Consider the following 14,186-nt stretch of genomic DNA (forward strand, 5'->3'; position numbering starts at 1 on the left):
CTCCGTTGTTTTCCGTGTTCCGGTGTCATACGTAGGTAGGAGATCAGTATGCGTAAGAAAATTAGTATTATTGGGGCAGGGTTTGTCGGGTCAACAACGGCACACTGGCTGGCTGCCAAAGAGCTGGGCGACATCGTTTTGCTCGATATTGTTGAAGGTATACCGCAGGGAAAAGCTCTCGATCTCTATGAAGCATCGCCGATTGAAGGTTTTGATGTGCGGGTGACCGGCACGAACAACTACGCCGATACCGCTCAGTCTGATGTTATTGTCGTTACTTCAGGTGCACCGCGCAAGCCCGGTATGAGTCGGGAAGATTTGATTAAAGTGAATGCCGATATTACCCGTGCCTGTATCAGCCAGGCAGCGCCACTCTCACCGAACGCCGTGATTATTATGGTCAACAATCCGCTTGATGCTATGACCTACCTCGCTGCCGAAGTCAGTGGTTTTCCCAAAGAACGGGTGATCGGGCAGGCTGGTGTGCTTGATGCAGCGCGCTACCGCACCTTTATCGCAATGGAGGTCGGTGTTTCCGTTGAAGATGTTCAGGCCATGTTGATGGGTGGTCATGGCGACGAGATGGTACCTCTCCCTCGTTTCTCGACGATCAGCGGTATTCCGGTGAGTGAGTTTATCGCACCTGATCGTATGGCACAGATCGTTGAGCGTACTCGCAAGGGTGGCGGAGAGATTGTAAATCTGCTCAAGACGGGTAGTGCCTACTACGCACCGGCAGCCGCTACGGCGCAGATGGTCGAAGCAGTGCTCAAAGATAAGAAGCGCGTGATGCCGGTATCAGCGTATCTGACCGGCCAGTATGGCTTGAACGACATCTACTTTGGAGTGCCGGTCATTCTCGGCGCCGGTGGGGTCGAGAAGATTATCGAGCTACCCCTCAACGAAGAAGAGATGGCCCTCCTTAACGCCTCGGCGAAGGCAGTGCGGGCAACGTTAGATACCCTGAAGGCATTGTAAGCGTATGGTGGGCGATGAGTACCAACCGGTACCATCGCCCTGATCTGCTCTACACAGGTAGGAGATATGGCCAGTTCGGCGAAATCGTCAACTTCAACTTCATCATCGCAACGATCGCTATCGGCCTGGAGTCCCTTGGGTGGTGAGCGTTTCTACGCCATTGCGCGCTGGATTTTGATCGTTTTGCTTGGCGTTGTAACCCAATTTCTTACGAATGGTGGACTCTGGCCGGTGACCGCTGACGTAACAACACTTGAAGGTATTTTCTGGTTGTACGCTGGTTTTACCGTTATTGTTACTATTCTCACGTTTCTGCCATTCGCCGCCAATCTGGTGAGTCTGTCGTATTTGTTCGATATTGGGTTTATTTCGCTGATGACGTTTTTCGGCGGTGAGCGGATTGTAATCTTTTTCCCACTCTACCTCGTACCATTGACCTACGCTGCCATTCGTCAGCCGCTCTCAATTAGTATTCTTTCCGGGTTACTAGCTGCCGTTACTTATGGTGCAGCGTTTATTGGTTGGCGACGCCTGATTGCACCTGATACCTTAATGACTCTGCTTGATTATGTTGCGTTGGCCGTGCGTTGTTTCACACTGGCTATTGTGCCATGGGTTACTGGGAATCTGGTCGAGCGTCAGAGTGAGACCAATCGCCAGCGGGTGTTACTTGCTCAACAAGAGACAGAGCAGGCACTCTCTGAAGCACATACCTATCGCGATCAGATGCGTTCGCTCTATCATGTTGCACTGGCTCTGGGAAGTACTGCTGATTATCGTCAAGTACTTGACACACTGCTGCGCGAAAGCCAAAAAATTGTGCCTTACCGGGCTGGTATTGTGTTATTCGCTTCTGGTCAGCCTAACGAACTCTATGTTGCCTTTGGCTCGAATCTGGCGCCGGGTGATCTCAACCGTTCATTGACCATGGATGCCGGATTAGCGGCTGCACTGCGTGCAAATACTGCTCAGGTGATTACCTCGTTGGCCCAATTTCCTTCTTTGCAAGAAATAAACACACTGCGCAATTGCAAAGCGGCCACGCTGCTCCCGCTGCAAGCCGGTATGCGTGTGTACGGTCTCTTTGTGGTGGCTACCGATCAGGTGCTCAATACCGATCAGGTTGAAATGCTCATGGCACTTGCCAATTATGCCATCGTGGCCCTGCACAATGCCCAACTGATTTATGATCTGAAGGAGGAACGTGAGAAATTACTTTCCCGTGAAGAAGAGGTTCGTCGGCAACTGGCACGTGATCTGCACGATGGCCCAGCGCAGGCGATGGCTGTTATTACAATGAAAGCTGAGTTTATCAAGCGGCTGCTTGACCGCGATCCGGCACAGGCGTTGGCTGAACTCGACGAGTTGAGTACGATTGCCAAGCGTACCAATTACGAAGTACGCACGATGCTGTTTGAACTGCGACCGTTGATGCTCGAGACCCAAGGGTTGAAAGTTACCCTTGAGCAGTATCTCGAGCGATTACGGGCGAAGGCTGGTGATACGGCGATTATCCTAGAAGAAAAAGATATTGAACAGGTTCGGCTTGGTTCAAAGGTTGAAGGGGCGCTCTTCAATATCATCCAGGAATCGGTCACGAACGCGATTAAGCATGCCAAAGCCAGACACATTTGGGTACGGCTGCGCCGCTTACCGAATCAGATGCTCGAAGTAGTTGTTCAAGACGATGGCGTTGGTTTTGACAAGGCCGCTGTCCTGAAGTCTTACGAGCGGCGTGGCAGCCTTGGCTTGCTCAATATCGATGAGCGTGCCCGGCTGGTAGGTGGTCGGGCAGAAATAGACTCTGCTCCTGGCCAGGGTACTCGGATTACTGTTTTTGTACCGGTTGAGTCATGAATCCTTATCTCAATCCACAACGAGTTCGGGCTGCTTTGCGAGCGCTTCACCTGCGTCCAACTCGCGGGATGGGCCAGAATTTTTTGCTCGCTGGCGATATTCTGAATACTATCGTAGCTGAGGCTTCCCTGACCGCATCAGATACGGTCATTGAAGTGGGGCCAGGGCTGGGTGTGCTTACCTGGGAACTCCTGCTCCGCGCCGGCAGGGTGATCTGTGTTGAACTTGATCGCCGTCTGGCCGACCGTCTGGCCGCTGAGTTTCGTGATCGGCCACATTTCTATTTAGTGCAGGGCGATATCCTGAAGTTTGCGCCAGCCGATCTGTTACGCCGCGCTGAAGCCGCTCCGCCTTACAAGCTGGTCGCGAATATTCCATACGCGATCACGGCGCCGCTACTGCGCCATTTTCTCGAGGCAACCATCCCCCCTGACCGCAGTGTACTGCTGGTACAGTGGGAAGTAGCGCAGCGGATCTGTGCTGGCCCCGGTGATTACAGTGTCCTGGCCCACGCAGTTCAGTTGTATGCCGAACCGACTATCGTCACGCGCGTGCCCGCTTCGAGTTTCTTTCCTGAACCGGCTGTCGACTCAGCAGTTCTCCGGTTGGATCGGCGTGCCCAACTACCGATTGCCGAAGCCGATGTGAACGATCTTTTTCGGCTGATCAAAGCCGGGTTTCTGCATGCTCGTAAACAACTGGGGAATGCACTCGTCGGTGGGCTGGCAGCGTTCGGTGTCCATGTACCCCGCGAACGAGTCCTGCAAGCGCTCCAGAAAGCCGGTATCGATCCGCAGCGCCGTGCCGAAACGGTGACACTGGCCGAGTGGGCAACGCTTCTTGCCAGTTTGCCTGAAGTGAGAATGCAGCAGTGAGCGGTAAGGGTGGCTTCTCACTCCGCCCTTCGGTAGGATTGTATTTTGTTCCCCTGTCCGTTCCTGCATCGGTTGAGACGGATGCCCAATCTGTCTTCAGCCGTACTATCCCCGTATATCCCTGCCCACGCCTCCAACTGTAACGGCTGGTTCCTCCTCCGCCCAAATGGCGTTCTCCTGAAAGCTTGATCAAAAAACCCCCTTCCTCGCCCGCAGCGCGGGAGAGGAAGGGGGCTAGGGGGGAAGGTGAGGGGGTTAGCCCTCCCCCCCCGGCCCCTCTCCCGCAGCGCGGGAGAGGGGTGGTGTATGAACGCGGTATGGTTGACAGTTACGGGATCGTCCCTGCTTCGCTCATCCCCCTGCCTCGCCGGGTGTGGAAGCGGAAGGTGGCCAGGGGGGAAGGTGAGGGCGCCAGCTCCGTCTTTCCTGCCGCACCTTAAAATCTTTCCCCTTTTTAGAGTGATCTGGGTTATATTACTAAAGAGGAACTTTTTTATCACGCTGGAGGAATGTGTGGCAGAGCAAACAACACCTTATTTTGCGAATCTTTATCGACAAGAATTTGCAAATTTGATCACCTTCCGCAAAAATGGTCAACCAGTCGTAACACCGGTCTGGTTTGCTGAACGGGACGGCAAGATTTATGTTATGACGACCGCTAATGCCGGTAAGGTCAAGCGTATCCGTAACAATCCACGGGTTGAGATCGGGCCATCTGATCGGGCCGGTAAGCCCCTAGGTCCTACCGTACCGGCGCGGGCTCGTATTCTCGGTCCCGACGAAGCTAAGATTGCCCGCGAGGCTCTCGATGCCAAATATGGCTTGATGAAGGCGATGTTCGATTTTTTCATGAACATTCGCGGTACTGAACGAGCCTGGATCGAGATCGCGCCAGTTGATGAAACTATCACGTCCTGATAATTCTGGGCAGTGGTAGTTGTGAACTTGGAGCACGGGCAGGATTGAGGACGTCTGGTCCGTGCTTAGTCCATTATCATGGCGGGTTCTAAACCCGCGTCGCCAGTTGCCTGAGAGCGCGGGCAGGATCAGGGGTGTCTGGTCAGCACTCGCGATGTATGACTGGATGCCATCGCTTAGCGCATCAGCACGCAATCGAGGGTTGTTGGAAATCTACCTCAATCCTCTTCTACATGCGGAGCGAACATGTGTCAAGTGAAGGTGTCGGCGGCCATACGCACCTCTATTCACTTGACACACAGCGCCATGGGGTGGTATAAGCGTAGTGAGCATTATTCTAAACCAGACTTGGCGCCCGGTTGCGCTTCCCAGGAGAGAAGAGTGTGAAACATCCGCAACGCGCTTTGTTTGCGCTGATGCCCGTGCTGGCACTATTACTGTTGGTAGCATTAATGGCAGCCACACCGCCTGCTCCGCCACCAACATTAAGGGCGGTGGCACTATCGCCATTAGAAACTGCTACGGCAGTACCTACCGCTTCTGCAACGCCGACCCCATCACCCCAGCCGTCACCAACCCTCACCCCAACCTTAGCTCGCCGTGAATTTATTGAGTCGTATGAAGTGAAAGTTGCGCCCACCAGTTTCTTACCCGGACGTGGGCCGGTCTTGCCGGGTGAGTTTGTCTACGCTGGTCGGCGTCTTGATTTTTACGTGGGGCGTGGCACATTCAGCGCCGATCAGGTGCTCGACATCGCCGTGAAAGCTGAATATGCGCTGGGATATTTGCAGCGCCGGTTTGATGTGCAACTCACCGAGCGGGTCTCGGTCGGCTTCTACAATCCGGTGTTGGCGCCAACCCATGATACTCGCGGCATTGCGTATACCCACGACCGGACAAATATTCGTATCTTCTATCGATCTGACGAAGATCCTTACCATGCGTTAGTGATTTTGACGCATGAATTAGCGCACGCCTTGCAGGCTGAGGCATACGGCCGTGAAGCACAGGCGCGAGCTGATCTGGTGTTGCTCGAAGGGTTGGCTACCTGGATTTCTGGTGAATACTGGCTGAGCCTCTCGGAGTCCTCATCGTTCCAGGCTCGTGCCCGTGAGTTGTACCAGGCTGGCTATCGGGGTAATCTGGCAGCACTCGCCAACAGCGCCAATTCTATGGCTGCCTACGAAATGTGGGCCGGCTTTGTCGATTACCTGGCCCGCACCTACAGTTGGGATAAGTTCAACGAACTGTATGTGAACGGACGGGGACGAGCGCCTGGTTCGGCTGATTATCGTGGCATCTACGGCAAGAGTTTTCAAGAGCTTTACACTGAGTGGTACACTACCCTGCGCTAAATCTGGCCGCTATATCCACAATGTGCATGCCATCGCTCTCTAAGGGAGTTACCCCAAAGCTGCTTGTGCTCTTCTACACAGACGATGCCTGTATAGGCGAGTGTAACAAAAAGTATCACGCCTGGCTATATCGGCCAGGCGTGATGAGCACAGTTTCGTAGCAAATTACTTGATAGTGTTAGCCAGTCTGTTGAAGAGGTTGGCGATATTCCCACCAAGCAGCGTCAAAGCACCGATAACAACCACTGCGATCAGAACGAGGATGAGTGCGTACTCGACTAGACCCTGGCCCTCTTCCTTGGCGAAAAAGCTGCGAAGCATTGTGTTCCTCCTGAATACTAGTGCTGTTAAACTATACTGTGGAACATCTCCACGCTTCACAGTATAGATCGTTCATGAACGATTGCCAATAGTCTGAAAGTACTAATTTTGAATAGTACCATCGCACAGGAATATTGGTCCTTAAACGTACCTTTGTACTATGTGTGGATGAAAAATTTTTTATGTTTTAGTCGGTTAGCTGAGAGATTACTACATTCTGTCAAAGGAAATTATTTCACAAATGAATAAGATTGTCAAGCTGAATGAACATGTCACAATATATATCTGAAAGGTGAGTTCCCCATTCACCCCTTCGGTATCGTGATACCTTCCGAAATGCGAGGCAAAGGAGATGCCAGATTGTCACCGGCGTGCGCTGTGTGTTGTATGTTCGGAATGATAGACATCGAGAAACACTATGGAAATACGGATCCAACTTCTGATGGAACAAACGAACGCGCCGTTTGATCAATCACCATCGCGGCTGTCGAGTCGATCCTGATGAACAGGACGCTTTCATCATCAGCAAATACCTGTCGCCAGGCTGAATGTAATGCCAGGAGATTAGCAGGCGCCGATCCTCTGCCTACTAACACAGCATCGGGTTGCTGACGGCGCAGAATGGCATCCCAGTTGCCCACACCGAAGTGAAAGTCAACATACTCTTCATATATGTCCGGTGGATACACCGTTTCTCGTCGTCCATCCATTCCCACCTGTACCTGTGGGCCAAGGTGCCAGATCAGATACTGACCCCAACCAAAATCACACATGAGCCGACCGCGAAATCCACTCTCCCGAAGTAAGGTTGTTGCATTGTACGGGACACTGGTCGCACTGATAAAGCTCCATTGATTCATTCCCATGCCGAAGAGCAGGATTAATCCTGATCCAACCAATGGCAGTGGTTGCAGCCAGCGTGGGATTGGTACATCACGGCTTTGCCGGCCGATCGATGCCTGCCACGCTGCGCCAACGTGTGGTGCAATGAAGATGGCAAAGGCGATCCCCATCAGCGGGAGATGACGGATAGCAACCAACGGCATCATCCCGACCAGCCCAAACAATCCCATCAAAACGATGTTACGGGGTAATGGTGATACGTATCCTGCCCAAATGGCAAGGCTCATCACGGCCAGATATATCAATCCCAATGGACTGCGAATAGGTAGCGGCTGCCAGTCGGCAATCTCTGGCCGGTCGCCGGTCGCAGTTTCAAGCAGAAAGTGTAACAATTCATAGCCATACGGATTAACAAGCGTAGCCAGAGCAGTTACTGCAACCGGTGGCGCCACACTTCGCCACTGTTGCGGGTTAAAGAACAAATGGACAATCGTCCATACCCCTAACACGCCACATCCGGCGAGGAATCCGCCGTGTAGATTCACCCAGAGCGCGACGATAACCGGCATCAGCCAGAGCAGCCGATACCTGCCCCGTTCGGCTTCATCAATGATGATCAGGGTACAGGTAAAGAAGAGAAACGTGAACACTTGTGGACGAACAACAAGACTAAACCAGATGGTCGTCAGGACAACACATAACCAGACGAGCAGGGCCGGTATGAATGGCAGTTTTACTGAATGAACCAATCGCCAGAATACGAGACCAAGGGTAAGCCATGTGACAATAACCCGCAGCAAGATCAGCCCCGTATCGCGCCCGATCAGCCAGGCCATTCCCATCAGGACTTCCATCAACCATTCGTGATTGATCCATCGGTATCCTTCAGTGAGGTACGAGTATGGATCAACCTGTACAATACGGCGCTGCTCAATGGCATCGAGGCCAAACCGCAAATGCCCCCAGAGGTCGGGATCGGTGTAAGAACGTAAGCTAATGATAAAAACAACAGCAAATACACAAGCAACAATCCCAACGTGCCAGCGTGTCCAGCGGAATTGGTGAATATCTGGTAATTCCTTCATACGAGTTTCCATTATGCAGTGTTACATGGAATGAGCTTTGAGCCGATTCAAATATACCTCAAACAGTAGGGCGAATGCCATCGAACATGCACTTGATGCCAGCAAAACTGCTACTATGGGTCGGTCGCCGAGTACGACGCCAATCCAAGGCACGACAAGTGATATCGTGAGAAAAATCTTGGTTACGGTATGTTTCGCCGTGTTCGTGAGCCAGAGAAAGGGAAGTAACAGCATAGCGTAATCGTAGTTATTAACGTAAGGAATTGACAGCAGTGCAAGAACTGATGACCAGTATACTGTTACTTCAATTGTTGTATCAAGACGCGATTGGAAGATAAGCCACCAGATGAAGCTGCCAACAAGTGCTATTCCTATCCCAACATATAGCGCGGTTGCGGTATCAGCTTTGCCGGTCATAGCTGATACGAGCAATGTTGCACCACTCGAGCAGTCGTCACAGGTAGTGAATGTCGTTTGCTCACGAAATCCAATCAGCGTTCGTATGTAGTCTGATAACCAAAGTGGATTTATAATGAGACAAATTATACCTATACTGATATGAGTAAATATTATGACCTTTAGCGGTTTATAATAGCGCTTGAAAAGTAACCATCCCACAACAAATAAAAAGATAAATCCACCAAGATGTGGTTTATACGTGAGAAGGAACATACCTACAACAAGAAGTGAAATTTGACTGTGAGTAATCGCAAACATGATAAGGGCTATTCCTAGCATAAGGGGAGCAATAAACTGACCCACGATGAGAAGCATCCAAATACTCGACCAAGATAGTGTGAAAAGGATAGCGTATACTTTTGATTTAAAGCTCCAACTATTTGTGATAAAATATAGTGCTGTTCCAATAATAGCTATGTTACACCAAAACCAGAATCGGGCAGCATAATCGGGGGGAAAGAGTCCTAGGAAGAAGAAACTGTAGACAAACCAGGGTGGGTATACATAATACGGTAGGGTAATATCCTGTAGTAAATCACCGAAAACTTGATATGCTATTGATGACTGAGCCGTGTAATCGTAGATGTAAACCCCTCGTACAAGTCCATACGCGGTGTTGTACAACATCCAGAAATCTGTCACGATTGGAATAGGCAATGGAATAAGCGCCAGTGCCGCGATAGCAAGGATGAGTACAACGATCCCTAGAATGATGTTGGCTGAGGATGTTATTCTTCTGTTCATTGGAAAGATTCTTGTCTTATTCCTTTCTCACGGCACCGGAATCGTCGCCGCGACCCGTGTTCCACGCCCAATGGTGCTCTCAATCCCAAATTCGCCCTGTAACAAGACCTCGATCTGCTGGCGCATATTTGCTAGTCCCATGTTCTTGCGCGTTCCCGAACTGGCAATCGCTTCTTTGACCGCAAAGCCGCTGCCGTTATCTTCAATCAAAATTTGTAGGGTGTTGTCACTCTGCTCAAGCATAACCCGCGCCTGCGTGGCGCCAGAATGCCGCACGATGTTGTTGATCGCTTCTTGAATGAACCGGAAAATGGTGACTTCGTAGTGACTAGGGAGGCGCTGATCGAGGTTTTGCACCATCAAGTTAATATCAATTTTGTGTTTTTCTGAAACCTGAGCCACGTACCGGCGCAGAGTCGGTACCAATCCAAGATCATCGAGGGTCATCGGACGGAGATCAAAGATGAATTTGCGTGTCTCCTGAAGGGTATTGTTTACAGCGTTTTTGAGGGCAACCAGTTCGGCTCGGGCCTGATCCAGGTCGCGATCAAGCAGTCGCTGGCAGATTTCGGCCCGTAAGACCAGATTGCTCATCGCCTGAGCCGGGCCGTCGTGCATCTGAAGCGAAATACGCAGTCGTTCGCTCTCTTGCGATTGGATGATGTTGGCGATCATGGTCTGTGGATCGAATGGCAAATCGGCTACTTTTGCGCTACGCTCTAATTCGCCTGCGGCCTGTTCGAGCAGTTCAACGACATCGCTGAGCAGATTCTGCCGGTTGCGTAGGGCTTCGCGACGATTCTGCAATTGTTCGACTTGTGCGCGCATCGTTTGCAAGCGCATCTGAAGTTCGATAAACGTCGTGTAGAAGGTCTTGATGTCGGTCTTTTCGTAGCGTTCCAGGTTTACATCGAGGTCGCGTACCCGATTGGCAATGGCAGTTTCGCGCATTGCCAGCCGATCAACCTCAGCCATATTCTGGCGTAGCAACGACTCGACCTCGTTGATTTCGCGGCGGGTACGTTCAATCTCTTCGCGGTATGATTGAATGGTGGCGGTGATCCGCTGGTGTAATGCTTCGCCTGACACGGCTTTCTCCTGAGTTGCCAGTATGCCTTGTATCGCTGCTGTTCAGATTATAGACGGTTCGGCGGCAGGATGCAACGCAGGGTTGAGAGCCTATCCGAAATAGGGTGCAGCAATCGGGGCGTAGCGCTGCTGCGCCCGTACATCAGGATGCAGCGATGGCGCACGAGCCGCTCGCCCGCATCGTGCAGTTATCGATCTATCATCCATATCTTGTGCGATTCCGTATCTCTACGTCAATTGTCAGCTTCTAACGCATATAACGATCAGGATTTGGTATCATACCATGCAGAGTATCGCGCCAGATAGAAGGTTACAGGTATGGAACTTCGTCATCTACGCTATTTTGAAGCTGTCGCCCGTCATTCTCACGTCACTCGTGCTGCTGCTGAATTACACATTGCGCAGCCGGCACTAAGCAAGCAGATCAGTCAGCTTGAACGCGAGCTAGGTATTGCTTTATTCGATCGCGTGGGGCGTAGTCTGCGGCTGACCGAGGCCGGTGAGGCGCTGTTGCCCTATGCGCGTGCGGTGTTGGCGCAGGTTGAAGAGGCGCGAGCGGCAATGGCAGAACGAGTTGGTCTGAAAGCCGGGCGCGTGTCAATCGGTGCACCACCGACGGTAGGAGCACATCTGCTTCCACCGTTGTTGACAGTTTTTCACCAGCGGTATCCGGGAATTACGTTACGTTTGCACGAAGCCGGTATTCAATCTCTCCTCGATCTGCTGGAGTCAGGCTTGACCGATCTGGCTGTGTTGGCGTTGCCGGTCGAAGATGAGCAACTGGCGGTGGCGCCGTTACTGAACGAACCGTTGGTGTTAATCGTCGGTCCCCTACATCCGCTGGCGAAACGAAGTGACGTCTCGATGAGCGAACTACGTAACGAACGTTGGATTTTGTCACCGGCGAATTATGAGTTGCGTGAGGCAACGTTAAAAGCCTGTCGTGAGGCTGGCTTTACGCCACAGACGGTATTGGAAGGTGGCGAGACCGAGACGCTGGTTCGCTTCGTTGCCGCCGGTCTGGGCATCGCTCTGGTACCGGCGCTGGCGGTATCTGGTTTCAGTGGTGTGGTCAGCCTGAGTGTACGCGATCAAACCCTGACCCGTTCGCTCGGTCTAGTCTGGCGCCGCGATCGAACGGCTTCACCGGCGGCCCGTGCGCTGCGTGAGTTTTTGGTCAATGAAGTGAGTCAGCGCCCGATAGAAGCGTTTATTCGTCCGTAAGTGCTTCCAGACGGGCAAAACTGGCCAGTAAGCGCCGTTCGCGATCTGAGAAACGAACAGTTACTTCTTCGTCGCCTTCAATCAGACGGCTGCTCACCACGATCCCCTCGCCAAAGGTCGGGTGACGCACGTGCTGACCGGGGAAGAATGCTGCCTTCATCGGTGTTGGCAGAGGGGTATTTTGCCGTGAGTTCCGTTGGGTGTCCTTGCGTTGCGTGAATGAACGATTGCTGAACATGGTGGTCTGCGGTGCCGGTGTAGCCCGATACCCACGATAGCGAATCTGTTTAACAAGGGGAGCAGGGATGTCGGCAAGAAACCGCGAGCGCACACTGGTGGTGACACGCCCGTACAGAGCACGCTGCGTTGTGTAGCAGAGGTATAATCGCTGTTGGGCGCGCGTCATTCCGACGTAGAGCAGACGACGTTCTTCTTCGATGGAGTTGCGATCATTCGTTGCCCGGCTATGGGGGATCAGACCTTCTTCAATTCCCACCAGGAAGACGTGGGGAAACTCTAACCCTTTTGCCTGGTGCAATGTAATACAGGTCACCACCTCGTTGTTCCGATTCAAGTTATCAACATCGGCGATCAGCGCAACGTCTTCCAGAAACGCATTCAATTGATTCTCAAGCGGCATATTCATATAGGCCAGTGCTGCATTGCGCAACTCCTGGACGTTCTGCCAGCGATCGGCGGCCTCTTCATCTTCGTATTCGCGTCTGAGGGTTGCCAGGACTTCCAGACGGCTCAGCAGCAGATCGATCAGATCGCCAAGGGACATCATAGTATGGAGCCGGTGCAGGTCGTTAATAAGCGTGTAGAACTCTCTCAGCGCAGTGCAGGCCCGGCTTCCAAACGGATGCGCAATGGTATCGTTTTCCACCAGTTCACGTAATGCTTGATAGAGCGGCACGCCCATCTGACGTGCCCAGACAATCAACTCGTTGACTGTCCGTTCGCCGATGCCTCGTCCTGGCCAGTTGATAATGCGTTGCAGGCTTACGCTATCATACGGATTGGCTACCAGGCGCAGATAGGCGAGAACGTCCTTGATCTCTTTGCGTTCGTAGAAGCGAACCCCGCCAACGACCTGATAGGGCACATGCGCTGCAACCAACGTCTCTTCGATCAGACGTGACTGAGCGTTAGTACGGTACATAATCGCACAATCACCGGGACGGGCGATACCCTGGGCGATGAGGTGGAGAATCTCATTCACCACAAATTGCGCCTCATCTTGATCGTCTCTTGCCTCGTACAACGTTACGGCTTCGCCCTTCCCGTTGGTCGTCCAGAGCCGTTTGGGATATTTCTGCAATGGGCTGGCATTAATGAGCGCTTGTGCAGCATCGAGAATGGCTTGGGTGCTGCGGTAGTTTTGTTCGAGTGCGATAACGGTTGCTTCTGGATAATCCTGCTCGAACTGTAAGATGTTGCGAATATCGGCGCCACGCCAGGCATAAATACTTTGCGCCTCGTCACCGACGACGAAGAGGTTCCGATGGCGTTCTGCCAATGCCCGTACAAGTAGGTACTGAGCGCGATTCGTATCTTGATACTCATCCACCAGCAAGAAGTGGAAACGCTGATGATAGTAATCGAGCACATTGGGGTGCTTGAGGAATAAGCGCACCGTTTCAACGAGCAGATCATCAAAGTCGAGTGCATTGCTCTCGACGAGCAGCTCCTGATAACGAGCATAGCAGCGAGCCACCATCTCGTCGAAATAGCTGCGGATCGAGCGGGCAAAGGTCTGAGGATCGATCAACTCATTCTTCGCGTGCGAGATCGCACTCAAGATCGCACGCGGTGGGTACTGCTTCTCGTTCACATTCAGTTCACGCAGTACCCGCTTCATCAGCCGCTCCTGGTCATCACTATCGTAGATCACAAAATCGCGTTCGCGACCCAAATGCACAATATCACGACGCAGCCAGCGGGCACAAATGGCGTGGAAGGTGCCAACGGTCAAATCGTTTACCGCTTCACCCACGAGCATAGCCAGCCGTTCACGCATCTCACGCGCGGCCTTATTGGTGAAGGTTACTGCCAGAATCCGGAGCGGATCAATGCCGATCTCAGTGATCAGATAGGCGATCCGATGCGTCAGTACTCGCGTTTTGCCGCTCCCCGGCCCGGCCAACACCAACACCGGTCCCGTCACGGTCGTAACGGCGCGTTGTTGTTGTGGGTTGAGATTCGTCAGCAGGTCAGCGGTCATTGACAGTAGTTGCTCGTGCAGGTTTTGTTCAATTCTTATGACAGTATAGCATATTCTCCCTCTGCTCCCGAGTAGGTCTGGCTCGGTTTCAGGCTTTTCACTGTTGTCACTAGCATCTCCAGAATAGTTCGGGGGACGGTGGCGAGCAACTGGCCGCCCTCACCTTCCCCCCTGGCCCCCCCTTCCTCTTCCACACGAGGCGAGGAAGGGGGGG

Annotated in this window: 11 protein-coding genes; 6 read left to right on the forward strand and 5 right to left on the reverse strand. The window is 52.4% G+C overall.

Annotated features, from left to right (window positions below):
• Positions 1-48: 48 nt before the first annotated feature.
• From mdh to JE47_RS0112625, 5 genes are all read left to right on the forward strand, one after another.
• On the forward strand, positions 49-978 hold the full coding sequence (mdh, locus tag JE47_RS0112600) for a malate dehydrogenase (RefSeq protein WP_031460107.1): 930 nt from the start codon (positions 49-51) through the stop codon (positions 976-978).
• 66 nt (positions 979-1,044) lie between these two features.
• Entirely contained in the window at positions 1,045-2,835 is a 1,791-nt protein-coding gene (locus JE47_RS0112605; protein WP_031460108.1) for a GAF domain-containing sensor histidine kinase, read from the forward strand.
• Positions 2,832-3,710 carry a 16S rRNA (adenine(1518)-N(6)/adenine(1519)-N(6))-dimethyltransferase RsmA gene (gene rsmA, locus JE47_RS0112610; RefSeq protein WP_031460109.1) on the forward strand — a complete coding sequence of 293 codons (879 nt, stop codon included), beginning with the start codon at positions 2,832-2,834 and terminating at the stop codon, positions 3,708-3,710. The genes JE47_RS0112605 and rsmA overlap by 4 nt, the downstream gene beginning before the upstream one ends.
• A gap of 513 nt (positions 3,711-4,223) precedes the next feature.
• Positions 4,224-4,628 carry a PPOX class F420-dependent oxidoreductase gene (locus JE47_RS0112620; protein WP_031460111.1) on the forward strand — a complete coding sequence of 135 codons (405 nt, stop codon included), beginning with the start codon at positions 4,224-4,226 and terminating at the stop codon, positions 4,626-4,628.
• Positions 4,629-5,011: 383 nt separating this feature from the next.
• Entirely contained in the window at positions 5,012-5,983 is a 972-nt protein-coding gene (locus JE47_RS0112625; RefSeq protein ID WP_031460112.1) for a hypothetical protein, read from the forward strand.
• Between the two features lie 165 nt (positions 5,984-6,148).
• Here JE47_RS0112625 and JE47_RS0112630 read toward each other — a convergent pair whose 3' ends face one another.
• The 4 genes from JE47_RS0112630 to JE47_RS0112645 form a co-directional block, all read right to left on the reverse strand.
• Positions 6,149-6,304 (reverse strand): Flp family type IVb pilin, encoded by a 156-nt coding sequence (locus JE47_RS0112630; protein ID WP_031460113.1) that lies wholly within the window; start codon positions 6,302-6,304, stop codon positions 6,149-6,151.
• A 416-nt stretch (positions 6,305-6,720) separates the two neighbouring features.
• A complete protein-coding gene (locus JE47_RS0112635; protein WP_031460114.1) occupies positions 6,721-8,232 on the reverse strand; it encodes a hypothetical protein in 1,512 nt (503 codons plus the stop codon).
• A 21-nt stretch (positions 8,233-8,253) separates the two neighbouring features.
• Positions 8,254-9,435, reverse strand: coding sequence for a glycosyltransferase 87 family protein (locus tag JE47_RS0112640; protein ID WP_031460115.1), 1,182 nt, complete (start codon positions 9,433-9,435; stop codon positions 8,254-8,256).
• A 27-nt stretch (positions 9,436-9,462) separates the two neighbouring features.
• Entirely contained in the window at positions 9,463-10,524 is a 1,062-nt protein-coding gene (locus JE47_RS0112645) for a sensor histidine kinase (protein WP_031460116.1), read from the reverse strand.
• Between the two features lie 318 nt (positions 10,525-10,842).
• Here JE47_RS0112645 and JE47_RS0112655 point away from each other — a divergent pair, with 318 nt between their 5' ends.
• Complete coding sequence (locus JE47_RS0112655; RefSeq protein WP_031460117.1) at positions 10,843-11,748, forward strand: LysR family transcriptional regulator; 906 nt, start codon at positions 10,843-10,845, stop codon at positions 11,746-11,748.
• On the opposite strand, the gene JE47_RS0112660 is transcribed toward JE47_RS0112655, so the two are convergent.
• Positions 11,735-13,972 (reverse strand): ATP-dependent helicase, encoded by a 2,238-nt coding sequence (locus JE47_RS0112660; protein WP_031460118.1) that lies wholly within the window; start codon positions 13,970-13,972, stop codon positions 11,735-11,737. The genes JE47_RS0112655 and JE47_RS0112660 overlap by 14 nt on opposite strands.
• Positions 13,973-14,186 lie beyond the last annotated feature (214 nt).

The sequence above is a fragment of the Chloroflexus sp. MS-G genome, assembly GCF_000735195.1.
Taxonomy (GTDB): domain Bacteria; phylum Chloroflexota; class Chloroflexia; order Chloroflexales; family Chloroflexaceae; genus Chloroflexus.

Bases quoted from the DNA above. Each gene is read 5' to 3' on its own strand.
- mdh (WP_031460107.1), top strand. From the start codon at position 49: ATGCGTAAGAAAATTAGTATTATTGGGGCAGGGTTTGTCGGGTCAACA.
- JE47_RS0112605 (WP_031460108.1), top strand. From the start codon at position 1,045: ATGGCCAGTTCGGCGAAATCGTCAACTTCAACTTCATCATCGCAACGA.
- rsmA (WP_031460109.1), top strand. From the start codon at position 2,832: ATGAATCCTTATCTCAATCCACAACGAGTTCGGGCTGCTTTGCGAGCG.
- JE47_RS0112630 (WP_031460113.1), bottom strand. From the start codon at position 6,304: ATGCTTCGCAGCTTTTTCGCCAAGGAAGAGGGCCAGGGTCTAGTCGAG.
- JE47_RS0112635 (WP_031460114.1), bottom strand. From the start codon at position 8,232: ATGAAGGAATTACCAGATATTCACCAATTCCGCTGGACACGCTGGCAC.
- JE47_RS0112640 (WP_031460115.1), bottom strand. From the start codon at position 9,435: ATGAACAGAAGAATAACATCCTCAGCCAACATCATTCTAGGGATCGTT.
- JE47_RS0112655 (WP_031460117.1), top strand. From the start codon at position 10,843: ATGGAACTTCGTCATCTACGCTATTTTGAAGCTGTCGCCCGTCATTCT.
- JE47_RS0112660 (WP_031460118.1), bottom strand. From the start codon at position 13,972: ATGACCGCTGACCTGCTGACGAATCTCAACCCACAACAACAACGCGCC.